At 38.6% G+C, this 14,503-nt stretch carries 13 protein-coding genes; 12 read left to right on the top strand and 1 reads right to left on the bottom strand.

The annotated features are described in order from the left end of the window. Positions 1-12 precede the first annotated feature (12 nt). The 11 genes from folP (at position 13) to AC5WOC_RS18585 (ending at position 10,863) form a co-directional block, all read left to right on the top strand. Positions 13-828, top strand: a complete 816-nt coding sequence (gene folP / locus AC5WOC_RS18635) for a dihydropteroate synthase (protein ID WP_496056923.1) — start codon at positions 13-15, stop codon at positions 826-828. A 208-nt stretch (positions 829-1,036) separates the two neighbouring features. Continuing rightward, positions 1,037-1,393, top strand: a complete 357-nt coding sequence (gene folB, locus AC5WOC_RS18630) for a dihydroneopterin aldolase (RefSeq protein WP_496056922.1) — start codon at positions 1,037-1,039, stop codon at positions 1,391-1,393. Next, positions 1,390-1,890 (top strand): 2-amino-4-hydroxy-6-hydroxymethyldihydropteridine diphosphokinase, encoded by a 501-nt coding sequence (gene folK, locus AC5WOC_RS18625; RefSeq protein ID WP_496056921.1) that lies wholly within the window; start codon positions 1,390-1,392, stop codon positions 1,888-1,890. The genes folB and folK overlap by 4 nt, the downstream gene beginning before the upstream one ends. Before the next feature lie 28 nt (positions 1,891-1,918). Further along, positions 1,919-2,902, top strand: coding sequence for a tRNA dihydrouridine synthase DusB (dusB, locus tag AC5WOC_RS18620; RefSeq protein ID WP_496056920.1), 984 nt, complete (start codon positions 1,919-1,921; stop codon positions 2,900-2,902). 30 nt (positions 2,903-2,932) lie between these two features. Then, complete coding sequence (gene lysS / locus AC5WOC_RS18615; protein WP_496056919.1) at positions 2,933-4,423, top strand: lysine--tRNA ligase; 1,491 nt, start codon at positions 2,933-2,935, stop codon at positions 4,421-4,423. Positions 4,424-5,243: 820 nt separating this feature from the next. Further along, positions 5,244-5,894: a nucleotide exchange factor GrpE gene (locus AC5WOC_RS18610; protein WP_496056918.1), complete on the top strand. Its 651-nt coding sequence runs from the start codon at positions 5,244-5,246 to the stop codon at positions 5,892-5,894. Positions 5,895-6,236: 342 nt separating this feature from the next. After that, positions 6,237-7,760, top strand: a complete 1,524-nt coding sequence (locus AC5WOC_RS18605; protein ID WP_496056917.1) for an Hsp70 family protein — start codon at positions 6,237-6,239, stop codon at positions 7,758-7,760. A 22-nt stretch (positions 7,761-7,782) separates the two neighbouring features. After that, positions 7,783-9,090: a tetratricopeptide repeat protein gene (locus tag AC5WOC_RS18600; protein ID WP_496056916.1), complete on the top strand. Its 1,308-nt coding sequence runs from the start codon at positions 7,783-7,785 to the stop codon at positions 9,088-9,090. Positions 9,091-9,601: 511 nt separating this feature from the next. Next, complete coding sequence (locus tag AC5WOC_RS18595) at positions 9,602-9,982, top strand: hypothetical protein (protein ID WP_496056915.1); 381 nt, start codon at positions 9,602-9,604, stop codon at positions 9,980-9,982. After that, entirely contained in the window at positions 9,871-10,323 is a 453-nt protein-coding gene (locus tag AC5WOC_RS18590; protein ID WP_496056914.1) for an RNA-guided endonuclease TnpB family protein, read from the top strand. The genes AC5WOC_RS18595 and AC5WOC_RS18590 overlap by 112 nt, the downstream gene beginning before the upstream one ends. Before the next feature lie 150 nt (positions 10,324-10,473). Then, positions 10,474-10,863, top strand: a complete 390-nt coding sequence (locus tag AC5WOC_RS18585; RefSeq protein ID WP_496056913.1) for a hypothetical protein — start codon at positions 10,474-10,476, stop codon at positions 10,861-10,863. Positions 10,864-11,006: 143 nt separating this feature from the next. Here AC5WOC_RS18585 and AC5WOC_RS18580 read toward each other — a convergent pair whose 3' ends face one another. After that, complete coding sequence (locus tag AC5WOC_RS18580; protein WP_496056912.1) at positions 11,007-12,266, bottom strand: MFS transporter; 1,260 nt, start codon at positions 12,264-12,266, stop codon at positions 11,007-11,009. A 263-nt stretch (positions 12,267-12,529) separates the two neighbouring features. On the opposite strand from AC5WOC_RS18580, the gene AC5WOC_RS18575 reads away from it, so the two are divergent. Next, positions 12,530-14,491 (top strand): tetratricopeptide repeat protein, encoded by a 1,962-nt coding sequence (locus AC5WOC_RS18575; RefSeq protein WP_496056911.1) that lies wholly within the window; start codon positions 12,530-12,532, stop codon positions 14,489-14,491. Positions 14,492-14,503 lie beyond the last annotated feature (12 nt).

Genomic DNA, 14,503 nt, shown 5'->3' with positions numbered 1-14,503 from the left:
GAGGAACTTTCGTTGTTATTTGCTGGATCACATTCTCTTCCTATTGGAAAACGTACGCTTGTCATGGGGATATTAAATATTACACCAGATTCCTTTTCCGATGGCGGCAGGTTTAATACCCTTGATCATGCCCTTTCACATGCAGAAAAGTTGAAAGATGATGGTGCGGATATACTTGATATTGGCGGAGAATCCACTAGACCTGGTTTTCAATATGTGTCAGTTGATGAAGAATTACAGCGGGTAATTCCGATTATTGAAGCTTTGTCTAAACGGATTGACTTGCCTATCTCAATTGATACGTATAAAGCAGAGGTTGCAAAGGAAGCAATTCATGCAGGAGCACATATCATCAATGATATTTGGGGTGCAAAGAAAGATCCGAAAATGCCTTATGTGATGGGAGAACTAAATGTCCCGGTAATTTTGATGCATAATCGTGAAAATGCTGTTTATGACAATCTGATGGAGGATGTCAAACAAGACCTTTTATCGTCCATTCAAACAGTCAAACATGCAAGAGTGAAAACGGAGAATATTATTCTTGATCCAGGAATTGGTTTTGCCAAATCACTAGAGGAAAATATTTTTGTCATGAGACAATTAGATGAAATTGTTAAAATGGGATATCCAGTATTGCTTGGTACCTCTCGTAAATCGTTTATTGGGAAAACGCTCGATCTTCCAGTTGAACAAAGAGTAGAGGGAACATTGGCGACAGTGGGATGGGGTATTCACAAAGGATGCCATATTGTTCGAGTTCATGATGTACAGCAGACGGTTCGTTTTTGTAAGATGATGGATGTATTGGCCATTCCCCATATGTAAACAAGATGGGTTGTTGGACGATCATCCACTAGCTTTATGCTATCTTTAGCAAATAGTAACGAGAAAATTTGTTTTTTAAATATGTTCTCTAATTATTGTCAGATTTATTGGATGGGAAAACTCATCCAGTGTCCAGCTAACTGAGATACCCATAGCTAAAGCAAGAGCTTTCTCATTTGCAAAGATAAAAAAGGAGCCGTGGGTGAAAATGGATAAAATAATGCTCAATCAGATGAGCTTTTATGCTTATCATGGAGCGTTTCCAGAAGAAAATAAACTCGGACAGCGCTTTTTGGTAGATGTAGAAATACATTTGGATTTAAAGACAGCCGGAGAGAGTGATCAATTGGAGCACTCCATTGATTATGGTGCTGTGTTCGAAGTAATTCAGTCTGTTGTCGAAACGAAGCGTTTTCGATTAATTGAAGCATTAGCTGAAAATATCGCAGATTCACTTCTTACTAACTTTCTAGTGCCAGAAGTTATGGTAAGGGTGATCAAACCTGATCCACCAATTCCGGGTCATTATGAATCCGTTGGTGTAGAATTGGTTCGATCCAGGTGAGCAAACGAATCATCTCCTATTTGGGATTGGGTGCAAATCTAGGTGATCCGATTGGACAATTACAACAGGCATTGGCACTTTTACATCATTCGCAAGGTATCTCTGTCAGAAGAGTATCTTCTTTGTATGAAACATCACCTGTTGGCTATTTGGATCAGCCCAATTTTTATAATTTAGTAGCGGAGATCGATACAGTTTTACCCCCTATAGAATTACTTGCAAATACACAAAAAGTAGAGCAGTGTTTACACCGAGTACGAAAAGAAAGATATGGTCCTCGGACGATGGATGTAGATATACTCTTATATGACCAAAGAGTTGTTGACTTACCAGACTTAGTTATTCCTCACCCTCGTTTGCTTCAGAGGGCTTTTGCTTTGATTCCATTGCATGAGTTAGCAGGTGATCTGATGATCCCTACAGGTCAAAGAATCGAAGAAGCAATGAAAGATCTGCCGAATGATCAATGGATCAAAAAGCAATCTTTTACTTGGTAGCCAAAATTTTTTACAAAGGAGGAGAAAAATGCTCAAAATTGGTTCCATTACGATGAAAAATCAGGTTGTGTTAGCACCAATGGCTGGAGTGTGTAACCCTGCCTTTCGCCTAATCGCTAAAGAATTTGGAACAGGCTTAGTATGTGCAGAAATGGTTAGTGATAAGGCTATTTTGCATGGAAACAAACGAACAAGAGAAATGTTGTTTGTTGATGAACGAGAAAAACCACTTAGTTTGCAAATTTTTGGTGGTGATCGGGAAACATTGGTAGAAGCAGCAAAGGTGGTCGACCTAGAAACCAATGCAGATATTATTGATATCAACATGGGGTGCCCAGTTCCGAAAGTGGTGAAGTGCGATGCTGGAGCTCGTTGGCTTCTCGACCCAAATAAGATTTATGAGATGGTGTCTGCAGTCGTTAATGCAGTGAACAAACCAGTTACTGTGAAGATGCGGATCGGTTGGGATGATGACCATATTTATGCAGTACAAAATGCACAAGCAGTAGAGCGTGCTGGAGGGTCTGCTGTGTCTGTTCATGGACGAACAAGAGTACAGATGTACAAAGGAAAAGCAGACTGGGAAATGATCCGGCAAGTAAAAGAAGCAGTGCGAATTCCAGTAATTGGAAACGGCGATGTGTTCACACCAGAAGATGCTCGCGCCATGCTCACACAAACCGGTTGTGATGGTGTAATGATTGGCAGAGGTGCTTTGGGTAACCCATGGATGTTATATCGTACGATTCACTACTTGGAAGATGGTATTTTACGACCAGAGCCAAGTGCAGTAGAAAAAATGAAGATTGCCATATTGCACATGGATCGTTTGATCGCACTGCGAGGAGAAGAAGTGGCTGTTCGTGAAATGCGAAAACATGCAGCATGGTATTTAAAAGGATTACACGACAGCGCTAAAATGAAAGATATTGTAAATCGAGCGAAAACAAGAGATGAGATGGCTGGATATTTGCTGTCATTTGCTGAAGAAGTTGAGGAAACCGTTGCGTAAGTAGCTACAGGTTTGAGGAGTGAAGGAAAAATGATTGATCAAGTAGAACAAAGCGAACAAATGCAAGTGCGAAAAGAAAAAATGGAAACATTGAGAGAACGAGGTGTAGATCCATTTGGTAAAAAATATGTTCGCACACATACAACAAAAGATTTAGAAGCTCTCTATGATGGGCTTACAAAAGAAGAACTTGCCGAAAAAGAAGTAACGGTTTCTATTGCAGGACGTTTGATGACGAAAAGAAAGCAAGGGAAAGCCTCTTTTGCTCACTTACAAGATATGAGCGGGCAAATACAGATCTATGTACGTTTGGATCAAGTAGGGGAAGAGCTGTATGAAGTCTTTTCACAAGCTGACTTGGGGGATTACCTAGGAGTTACAGGAGTTGTTTTTAAAACCAATCGAGGAGAGTTGAGTGTACGGGCAAAAGAACTCACTTTCTTATCCAAAGCACTCCGGCCATTACCCGAAAAATACCATGGTTTAAAAGATGTTGAACAAAGATATCGAAAACGTTACCTAGATTTGATCATGAACCCAGAAGTGAAACAAACATTTATCACAAGAAGTCAAGTCCTCACCGCAATGCGTCGTTATTTGACAGATTTGGGATATTTGGAAGTGGAAACACCTACTTTGCATGTTTTAGCTGGTGGTGCGTCTGCAAGACCGTTTGTTACACACCATAATGCATTGGACATGCCTTTGTATTTGCGAGTTGCATTGGAATTGCATCTAAAACGCCTGATGATCGGTGGAGTGGAAAAAGTATTTGAAATTGGTAGATGTTACCGCAATGAAGGAATATCAACAAGACACAATCCAGAATTCACTATGCTGGAGCTTTACGAAGCATATGCCGATTTTGAAGATATTATGGATCTAACAGAAAATCTTATTGCTTCCATAACGAAACAAGTTCGCGGCACTTCCATTATCAGTTACCAAGGGCAAGAAATTGATCTGTCTCCTGGTTGGGCACGCCGTTCAATGACTGATTTAATCAAAGAGCATGTCGGAATTGACTTTATGGAGCAGATGACGGATGAACAAGCTCATCAACTGGCTCGTGATCATGGAGTGGAAGTAACTGAAGCAATGACTTTTGGTCATATTGTCAACGAGTTTTTTGAGCAAAAAGTAGAGCATCTTTTGATTCAGCCAACTTTTGTTTACGGTCATCCTGTGGCGATATCTCCGCTTGCCAAACAAAATGAGCAAGACAAACGATTTACAGATCGGTTTGAATTATTTATTTATGGCAGAGAGCATGCCAATGCATTTTCTGAATTAAATGATCCAATTGAACAGCGTATCCGTTTTGAAGCACAAATGGCAGAAAAAGCAGCAGGCAATGATGAGGCACAACCATTGGATGAAGATTTTTTAGAAGCGATGGAACATGGAATGCCTCCAGCAGGTGGTCTTGGAATTGGAATAGATCGCTTGGTAATGCTGCTTACAGACAGCCCTTCTATTCGTGATGTTCTATTATTTCCACATATGCGTGAACAACAATAAAAACAGACAAGCCTCTGTCAAACAATTGATAGAGGCTAATTTTACTATATTGACTTTAAAACTAATCTGATTTTTTGTATACTTATTGAGGAAACAAATCATTTCTTGTCAATAAGGAGGCTTTAGGTTATTTTTTACACCTCGAAAAAACAAAAATTGTGAAAATATATACACATATTGCCAATAGAATAACTGATTAGTGCTAGTATCCGAACTAGCTGTTATAATAAGAACTAGTCGACTAGATAGGAGTAGTTTAGGATCGAAAAGAACATACTTACTCTCCTTGTCTTCCCACTTTAAAGATACTATAATGACCCTGTGTCCATGATCGGACTACCCTTTGTAAGGAGAGCTAGAAGTAAAAACTCCTATCAAAACGAAAAATGAATGAAGCTAGTTTGTGAACAGATATCGCCTAATCTACGCTGTGTTATTCTAATCAGACTTGTATTCAGATGATATCGATCCTTCCTTCTATTTACAGAAGGGATTACATTGGTACAAGTCTAATGACACTAATTGTTTTTCTATTTCCGTGGAAGCAGTAGAAGAGCAATTAGCGGAGGCGATAATAAAATACTTTCTCCATACACAACGCCATAGATCACGACCAATTTCACGTAGTACATTTTTATCACATAACTTACTGCTGATTTTTCTAGAGATATGGAAGGTATTTCAATGTAAAAAAGTGAATTAAGATACTACCTTACCTTTTGCTCCTTTCATCTTGTGAGGACAGATCGCGACCAAAATTGTGATTTCAATAGGGCTAGTATCATCGCAAATGTAAACTCATGAATAGGGAGGAACATCTATGGGTCCCAAAAAAGAGAGCCAGAGATTCTTCGGTAAAGCTCCGCAGCTTCCGCAAAAAAGCCAGCAAGCTTCTCGGATGAGTTTTTTATCCAGAGATCGTGCAGCAACTTCTAAGGAAGTGAAGGAGGTCAAAGCACCCGATCGTCAACAGCAACAGGTACTCTCTTTTTTGTCTGGTCTACAATCTAATTTCACATCACTTGTTCGATTAGTTGAGAAACGGTTGAGCTATGACAAAACGAAAGAAGTAGCATTTGAACGTTTGTATCAAGAGATGGATGATCTCAAACAAGATCAGGAACTAGCACATCTTCGACCACTATATATCGATTTAATTCTATTTCACGATCGTATGGAAAGTATATATAAAGATGCCATTGATTCTGGTGCTCTATCTCCAGAGTTAGCAGATCTATTAAAATCACTTAACGGTGAACTGATGGAAATCTTATATAGACGTGGAGTAGAGCCAATAATCCTCACATCGTACACATTTGATCCTAAGTACCAAGAAGTAGTCAAAATAGAACCTACTTTTCACCCTAGTGAAGATAATCAAATAGTTGATATTGTTCGAAATGGTTTCAAATACAAAGACGTAATTTTAAGACCAACCAAAGTCGTTATCAAGAAGTATCAACCAAAATAAGCCGTTGCTCTCTATTGTTTATGGAGGTTGAGAGGTTAAGAGGGAAGTAGCTAGCGGGAAAGCGTTATACAATGGGTACAGTAATTTTATTGTTGCTAAGGATGAGATTTATAAGCATAGAGCTTAGTAACCTGCCCATCAGTAGATGGGATTGCCCATAAATCCATCACCCCAGCGAAACAGGTGATGGCAGTGTTCAAAAAAATATGAAATGATAGAACCCTCTAGCCTCTTTGCTTTTTTCCTCCTAATAGATGGGCAACCATCTTTTCATTTTCTTCTGAAGAAACTAGCGAGCTTGGCGTTCATCTGACATTATGCGGTAAGAAGGAGTGAAAAAAGATGGCGCGAGTAGTAGGAATCGATTTAGGTACAACATACTCTGCGATCTCTATCGTTAACCAATATGGAAAACCTGAAGTATTAACCAACCGTGAGGGAGAGAGAATTACTCCTTCAGTTGTATTATTTGATGGCGATGACCCAATTGTAGGGAGTATTGCGAAAAGGTCAGCTGTTGCAAATCCTTTTAATGTTATTCAATTTGTGAAAAGACAGATTGGTGACAAAGGATGGAAGTTCCGTACAGAAAATGCGGAAGTGTATACTCCTGAAGAAATTTCGGCGATGATTTTACGGCGTTTAAAAGAAGATGCAGAAACATTGCTTGGTGAAAAGATCGAAGATGCTGTTGTTACTGTCCCTGCATATTTTGATGATGCACAACGGAAAGCAACACAAGATGCTGGACGCATTGCTGGTATAAATGTTTTACGCATAATCAATGAACCTACTGCAGCCGCTTTGGCATATGGATTAAATAAATTGGATGATACTCAGACCATTCTAGTATACGATCTTGGTGGAGGTACATTTGACGTTACCATTATGCATCTCAGTCCCGGCGGGTTAAAAGTACTAGCTACAGGCGGTGCGAAAAGTTTAGGTGGTTTTGACTGGGACAATGCAGTGATGGAGTATCTCAATGACCAGTTTATAAAAGCAGGTGGAGTCGATTTATTAGAAGATCCAATGCTAGAACAGGATTTGCGTGATAAAGCGGAGATTGCAAAGAAAACGCTATCTTCCAGAGAACGGACAAATGTTTTCTTGTCTGCTAATGGTGTAAACGTAACGATTCCATTAACACGACAAAACTTTGAAGAAGTAACCCATCATCTCTTAAAACAAACCCAAAAAATTATGGAGTTTGTGTTAGAAGATGCAGGTTTAGACTGGGGAGATATTAATCGAGTGTTATTAGTTGGTGGTTCCACTCGAATGCGGGCAGTTCCAGAATTAATTGAGCGGGTTACAGGACTAAAACCATCCCTTGATGTCAATCCGGATGAGGTTGTAGCACAGGGAGCAGCAATCCAAGGATTGATATTACAAATGAAGCAAGGACAACATCATCTTGTCGATAATCATTCCTTCCCAATGGTAGAAGTCCAAGATGTGAATTCTCACAGTATGGGTGTAGTGGCTCTTGATGAAAGTGGTCACGAAGTCAACTCGATTGTCTTGAAAAAAGACACTCCAATCCCTACAAGAGTAAGCAATCATTACACCACTACGGTAGATCAGCAAACTCAATTACATATTCAAGTTACAGAGGGTGAAGACATTGACCTCGACTATGTGAAAATAGTTGGAGAAGGTATGATTAACCTTCCTGAATATCCGAAAGGTGCTCCAATTGAAGTTATTTTCGAATATGACAGTGATGGTATTATTCATATCTCAGTGATTGATTCTACTGCTGGGTCGTTATTAGGTGAATTAGATATTGAGCGTACTTCCAACTTGACAGAGGACGAAGTACTAGAAAAACAAAAACGTGTTGCGAAATTAGCAATTAGCTAACGCAAAAAAGGAATATCCTATCATGGAGAACTACTATCAATTTTTGGAGCTCTCCCCAGATGCAACTACGGAAGAGATACAAAAAGTAATACATGATCAAATCCGATTGTGGAGTGCTCGAACCAATGCTCCCCAAATGAATCGCCGGCAAGAAGCAGAGCAAATGTTGAAGAAATATGAGACGATTGAAGCAATATTACTTCATTCAGATCGAAGAGAAATATATGATCAACAACTTTTAGATCATCCAAAAGGATGGCCGGAAGAAAAGATTTTGGAGGTACTTACAGAAGGTTTTCGCCTATTAGAGGCAAATAAACCAGAGGATGCTCTGTTTATAGCAATTAAATTGACAGAACATATCCAAAATCGAGCAGAAGCTTGGGTGTTACTTGGACAAGCTAGATTTGCTGTAGGCGAAAAACAAGAAGCTATCGCAGCAATGACAAAAGCCTGTGATATAACACCTAATAATTCAGAATACTGGTTTATACTAGGTGAGATGTTTCAAAATTGTAATCGTTTATCACGAGCGGAAGAAGCATTTGAGAATGCTATTTCTCTAAACTGCTCAGAAATGAAATACCAGTATAAACTTGGTTCACTGTATATTCAACATGGAAACTTCAAGCACGGCATTCAGTTGTTAGAAAAATGTGTGGAAGAAGCTCCTGAAAACGAATCGTATAAAGAAGAACTAGTGCGAGCATATTTAGACATCGCCTTTAGCACTTGGAAAGAAATCGGGGAACAACATCCGCATTTAGAAGCCGGATTTTATCCTACTTCACAAGCTGATGTGACAATGGCGTATATTTATGTAAAGCGTGCTGCTTCAATCAAAACAAGTAATAGAGAATTATTGAAACAAATTAAAGAATCACGTACTCTTATTCGTAGAAGAGAAGGAAGACAATTTACAGGAAGTTGGTTATTTGCACTAGTCAGTACAGCAGAATTAGTTTTAATTCAACAATACAATCCTAGTATGATAAATGTATCTTTGATTGGACTTTTACCGCTCTTATACATTTTTGCTACTTTTACACCTCGTTATCGCATTTATCAATGGGCATTCGTGGGTAAAAGCACAAGAACAGATTTTGGCTATATGCTAGAGATTGTGCGTTCAAAACTGAAAGGTTTTGGAAACTTTATCGTTTTTCTTTTTGCATTGTTGCCTTTTGTTTATATGATAAATCCAGAGTATTTCGTCTCAGATAATAAAATATTCCGATCAGTAAATTTTTATTTCTATTTGGTAAACTATATCTTACCACTAGTACTAGTTGTCAATTTGTATCGTAACTATTTACGGAAACCTACTTAAGCTAGAGGATTTTGCCTCTAGCTTTTTGCTGTTCATTTGGAAAGACAATCATTGTTAAGCAATTTCTAAGTATAGATGAGATGTAAGAGTGAAAAATAGGAAAGAGAGTAGCTTATGCAGATACTAGATACTTATAACATTGCGAACGAGAAAACCAACGGTAGGGGTAATGGGATGATAGCGAGCTCAACCGTAGCCGTTTTGTATTCAATATTTTCTAGGTGAATGGAACAAAGCATATCAAGCAGTCGGAAAAGGGCTGACCTATTCCACTTGTTCCCGTGTCCTAACGGAGAAAAAAACGAGAATTAACATGGCTGAAAGAAGTCGATTTTACCACCCTTCAAAACACACTCAAACATCTTGCCGATGCCTCTCGGTTCTTTTTTCCGAAAACAAAACGATGCCCCGGTTTTAAGAGCAGGAAAAATTGGGTGCAAACGTATACGAGTCAATGTAATTATTCCAAAAATAGCAGACCGACCATCGAAATAAAGGGGAACAAATTAAATTGCCGAAATTAGGCTGGGTGAAGTTTGTCTCATCACGAGAAGTGAGTGGTCGTATTTTGTACGCCACGATTCGTTGTACATCCACGAGTAAATATAAAATATCTATCCTTTGTAAGGGATGCTATTTGCGATCGGTTCCGGGGAGAAGAGAAGCGGTTGGTATCGATTTAGGTCTGAAAGACTTTGCGATTTTCGATGATGGAACGAAAGAAATGCGAATCGGTTTTTCCGCCAATAGGAACAAAAACTTGCAAAAGCAGGGCGATCGATGGCACGAAGAAAAAAAGACGGCTCCAACTGGCACAAAGCCTGTATCCAAGTTGCTCGTATCCATGAGAAAATCACCCATGCCCGACATAAACTATCAACGAAACTGGTGAACGAAAACCAAGTCATCCGTATCGAAATGCTGCAAGTAAAAAATATGGTGAAAAATCATAAGCTGTCGAAATCGATCACTGATGCTTCGCGGTCGGAGTTTGTTATAATGTTAGAATACAAAGCGAAAGAATACGGAAGGAAGTTGGTGAAAGCAGGAAAATCCTTCCCATCCAGTCAGCTTTGTTCGAGTTGTGTCTATAAAAACAAAGAAGTGAAGAAACTCAAGTTGCGAGAATGGACATGCCCAGAATGTGGCGTTCCCCATGATCGAGACATCCATGCAGCCAAAAACATAGTGAAAGAAGGTAGAAGATCACTTGCCGTGGGGCTCACGGTCTAAGCTTGGTAAACTTCCTTGGAATACCGAGGATTACCCCAGAATCCCACGGTTTTAGCCGTGCGGGGTTGTCAACAAAGTAGTTTTGAACCTAAACTTACTTTCTCATTTTGTTTATTCGAAAAAATAGCACTAGATATAGGGAGTTTTTTCATGAATCAATTGCGTATCTTACAGGCAGTAGGTTTGGCGGTTGTTTGTTTGGTGATCGGTGGTTTGATATCAGGTGTTATCATTCAGAAACAAGGAATTTCTGTAGAATCTATTACAATGCAACAATTAATAACTTATTTTCTACCAGTACAGGTTATTGCTCAGTTTGTGCTGGGATTTTGGTTGGGCAGAAAAGTAGGCGGGAAATTTATGCATCTGTTTACGCATGTTTTCTTCGCTAATATTATCTTGTTTTTATTTTTGGTTATCTTAGGTTTTCTTGCAGGACAAAATGCTTTTTCTTATGCTGCATTTACGCCGTTGATGGCACTATTTTTAAGTATTCCTTCTCTCCCTTTAGCTTTGTTGGTTCGTAAAAATCAAAAGTAGTGTTAAAAATTCACATAATATCAAGACACAAAATGCCATTTTTGTAAATCGCGTTTTGTGTTTTTATTTTGCATAGAGGGATTTTGTCCCAAAACCAAAATAAAAACTACTCTGTCCATGAGTAGTTTTTACTATCTTTTCTTTTAGGTATTATTTGCTTCCTGTTTTCCCTTTTCTATATTTAATCTCCATAATAATGTGATACCAATCAAGAAAAATATAGCTAAAGAAAGGATTCCAAATCTGCTTGATCCAGTCAGTTGTCCAGCGAATCCAAAAACAAAAGGACCGAAAATAGCGGAAAACTTGCCAGAAAGTCCATAAAATCCAAAGAATTCGGCATTTCTACCTTGAGGTACTAATTGACTATAAATCGAACGGGACAAAGCTTGGCTTCCTCCTTGAACAATTCCTACTAAAATGGCTAATGCGTAAAAATGGAAGGATGTTGTCATTCCATAACCAAGCAACACAATAAACAAGTAAACGACAATGGTGACAATCAACGTTTTTTTTGCGCCGAACCATTCAGCGAATTTTCCGAATAGCAGTGTACATGGCAAGCCAACAAATTGAGTGATCAGCAAAGCGAAAATAAGATCATTTGTACCAATCCCGATTTCTCTTCCATAAATCGTTGCCATTTTGATAATAGTATTTATACCATCGTTAAAAAACCAAAAAGCAATTAAAAATCGAAGAAGTTCTGGGTATTTTGGTAACTGTTTAATTGTTTGGATCACTTGCGAAAGACTATTTTTGCTGAGTTGGAGCAATCCGATGTCTGATTTCTTCTTTTTTTCTTCTACATGCCGGAAGATCGGCAACGAAAAAACAAACCACCAAATCCCTACACTTGCAAAGGAAATTTGCGTAACTGCAACTGTATTGAGCCCAAGCCATGATGGATTTTGTATAAATAATAATTGTAAAGCTAAGAGTATTCCTCCTCCAATGTATCCAATTGCATAACCTCGGCTGGAAACCATATCGCGGTCTTTTTCTTTAGCGATCTCAGGTAAAAAGGCATCATAAAAGATATTGCTGCAGGCAAAAGCCAATGTACCGACAATAACCAGTGTAACTGCCCACATCCATTCACCTTCTCCAATCGTTGCCATCAGTAAGGATGTAATGATTCCGATATAAGTAAAAAACCGCAGGAATTGTTTCTTTCGTCCAGCTTGATCAGCGATGGAACCAAGAATTGGTGACAAGACGACAAGCATGACTAGAGAGATGGATTCGGTATAACCCCAGTATGCAGTTGCAGTTGTTTTAGGCAGATTTTTTGCGGCGACATCGGAGAAAAAGATGGGCATAACGGCTGCAATCATGGTTGTTGCAAAGGCAGAATTAGCCCAGTCATACCAAATCCATGCGCGAATTGCTTTTGGATTCATAAAGGTTGCTCCCTTTTTGTTACAGATAATAAAATAATGTGCATATAAAGAACATTTGTAATCATGTTAATAGCGGGTACTTATTATTATATAATATAAATTTTTTGTATATAAGTAATGCTTTGTTGGACCAATCTCGTTTGAATGTAATGGATGAAGATGGGAGTCAAGAATATAATGAAAATGGCATTCATCCTTTGATATACTTCATGTTACAATAAGGGATATGTAAAAATGTCCGCTTGATAGAGTGAGGAGAAGATATGGAGATAAAACAACAAGGGGAGCGAATAAGACGGAGCTACCAAGTTATCAGTGTTTTTCCTTTTGTCGACGGAGTACTATACTATACAACATATGATTCCTTTGATCCGGAAGAAACACCAACTCGTTTTATCCATGCAATTCAATTGAACCCAATGCCTGATGAAAATACCATTTCTCGATTACCGCTTAGAAATGAAAATGTTTTCGTTCCACTCCAAGAAGTGTTTGTAGAAGATGGTGTTCTTTATCAAGTGTTTGAAAAGATGGAAGGAAATCTTATGGGAATTTATCTTTATCAAAATGCGCCACTTGCTTTAGGGGAAATTTCCCAGATTACCCAAAAAATATCTGACCATTTGATGGAGTGCGAGTCTCAAGGTGAATTTGCACTTATCGATCCCCAAAACATGGTGATAGATGAAGATGGAAGAGTAAGGTTTTTATATGGCGGTCCTTTGGCTGTTCTACCGAGCGAAAAAACAGGTGCATATAGCGAGTCTGAACTCGCAAAACAACTAGCAGAGTTATTATTTCATATGTTAACTGGCGATAGCTTTGAAGAACACAAAGATGAGATGAGACCGCTTCGTTCCTTACGCGGAGATGTTCCAGTGGAGTTAGAATCATGGATTATGAAGAGTGTATCTCCTGATCCGCAGATGCGTCCTCCACTACATGAACTCTGGAAATGGGCACATTCTTTTGGTGGCAAAAAACCAGAGATGATTGAAGAGGAAGTAAAATCGGAAACAGAAAACGAGAACAAAGAAACCAATCCGTTTGCTAGTAAATTATTTCCGAGTCGCCCGAAATTAGAATCATTTGGCGTGAAAAATGTAAAAAAAGCGAAAAAAACATTGGATAAGGGTCAAAAGAAGAAGTTACCGTCTTGGGTAACTTGGGCAGCTATCGGAATAATTGCACTTATTTTTCTTCTTCGCTTACTTGGATCACCCAGTGCAGATATTACTCCGCTTGTAGATGCAAAGATTATTCAGGAAGTCGATCAAGATGAGCAAAAAGCGGCCACATTTTACAATCAATCAGTGAAAGCGTACGAAGCCAAAGATATTGATAAAGCTTTATCTTTAGCAAAACAAGCGCTTCAGTTGGATACGGAAAACAAAACGTATTATGTACACCTTTCCAATTTATTTGGATTAAAAGAGGACTATGTGTCAGGGGTTAAGGTTTTAACTGCAGCGACGTCTTTTATCACTGATGATGCAACTTTATATGATCAACTTGCTGTTTTTGATTTTTATGTTCGTGATTATGAAAAAGCAAAAGAGGCGATTGATCAAGCAGTGGAAATTAATAAAGATTTAGCAAGTGCGCAGTATCATCGCGGGAAGATTTATAGTGCACTCAAAGATAATAATACAGCTATTGAAAGCATGAAAATAGCTGTGGCGAAAAATCCAAAAAATGCTCTTTATTTTCATGATTTTGCCCTGATACAATTGCAAGCTAATCATACCAAACTCGCAGTGGACAACGAGAAGAAAGCAGTGCAGTTAAGTAAGAAAAATATTGATTATCATATTTCACTTGGTCTTTTGTATCTCAAACAACGAGACGAGCTACTTCGCAATCAAAGCTTGAAACCTGAAGTGAAGAAAAAGCAACTGAAACAAATTTTAGAGCTAGCATTTGCCGAATTCGTGGCAGTAAATGACATAGATGATAAAAATGCTAAAGGCTATTATTATAAAGCCAGAGCCTATTATATCAATGGCAAAGAAAATCCCAATAGTTATAACTCAGCAATTGTTGCTTCTCAAAAAGCAGTTGATCGTGATCCGGAAAATGCGGATTATTCCTATCAACTAGGGGTTTGTTATATGGCGGTGAAAAATAAAGCTGCAGCAATTACTGCGCTCCAAAAAGCAACTTCTTTAGTCCCTAGTAGCCGTTTATATCAAAATGCGCTATCAAGTGCTCAAGCCATGAAGTAGTTTGCTAGAAAG

This window comes from Shimazuella sp. NTD247 (assembly GCF_059510415.1).
Note: the sequence above shows the minus strand (reverse complement) of the source record. Positions and strands in the feature narration are given on the sequence as shown.

Excerpts from the sequence above, each read along its gene's own strand:
- AC5WOC_RS18580 (WP_496056912.1), bottom strand. The coding sequence starts at position 12,266 with ATGAATCCAAAAGCAATTCGCGCATGGATTTGGTATGACTGGGCTAAT.
- folB (WP_496056922.1), top strand. The coding sequence starts at position 1,037 with ATGGATAAAATAATGCTCAATCAGATGAGCTTTTATGCTTATCATGGA.
- AC5WOC_RS18610 (WP_496056918.1), top strand. The coding sequence starts at position 5,244 with ATGGGTCCCAAAAAAGAGAGCCAGAGATTCTTCGGTAAAGCTCCGCAG.
- AC5WOC_RS18575 (WP_496056911.1), top strand. The coding sequence starts at position 12,530 with ATGGAGATAAAACAACAAGGGGAGCGAATAAGACGGAGCTACCAAGTT.
- AC5WOC_RS18605 (WP_496056917.1), top strand. The coding sequence starts at position 6,237 with ATGGCGCGAGTAGTAGGAATCGATTTAGGTACAACATACTCTGCGATC.
- AC5WOC_RS18585 (WP_496056913.1), top strand. The coding sequence starts at position 10,474 with ATGAATCAATTGCGTATCTTACAGGCAGTAGGTTTGGCGGTTGTTTGT.
- AC5WOC_RS18590 (WP_496056914.1), top strand. The coding sequence starts at position 9,871 with ATGGCACGAAGAAAAAAAGACGGCTCCAACTGGCACAAAGCCTGTATC.
- AC5WOC_RS18600 (WP_496056916.1), top strand. The coding sequence starts at position 7,783 with ATGGAGAACTACTATCAATTTTTGGAGCTCTCCCCAGATGCAACTACG.
- lysS (WP_496056919.1), top strand. The coding sequence starts at position 2,933 with ATGATTGATCAAGTAGAACAAAGCGAACAAATGCAAGTGCGAAAAGAA.
- dusB (WP_496056920.1), top strand. The coding sequence starts at position 1,919 with ATGCTCAAAATTGGTTCCATTACGATGAAAAATCAGGTTGTGTTAGCA.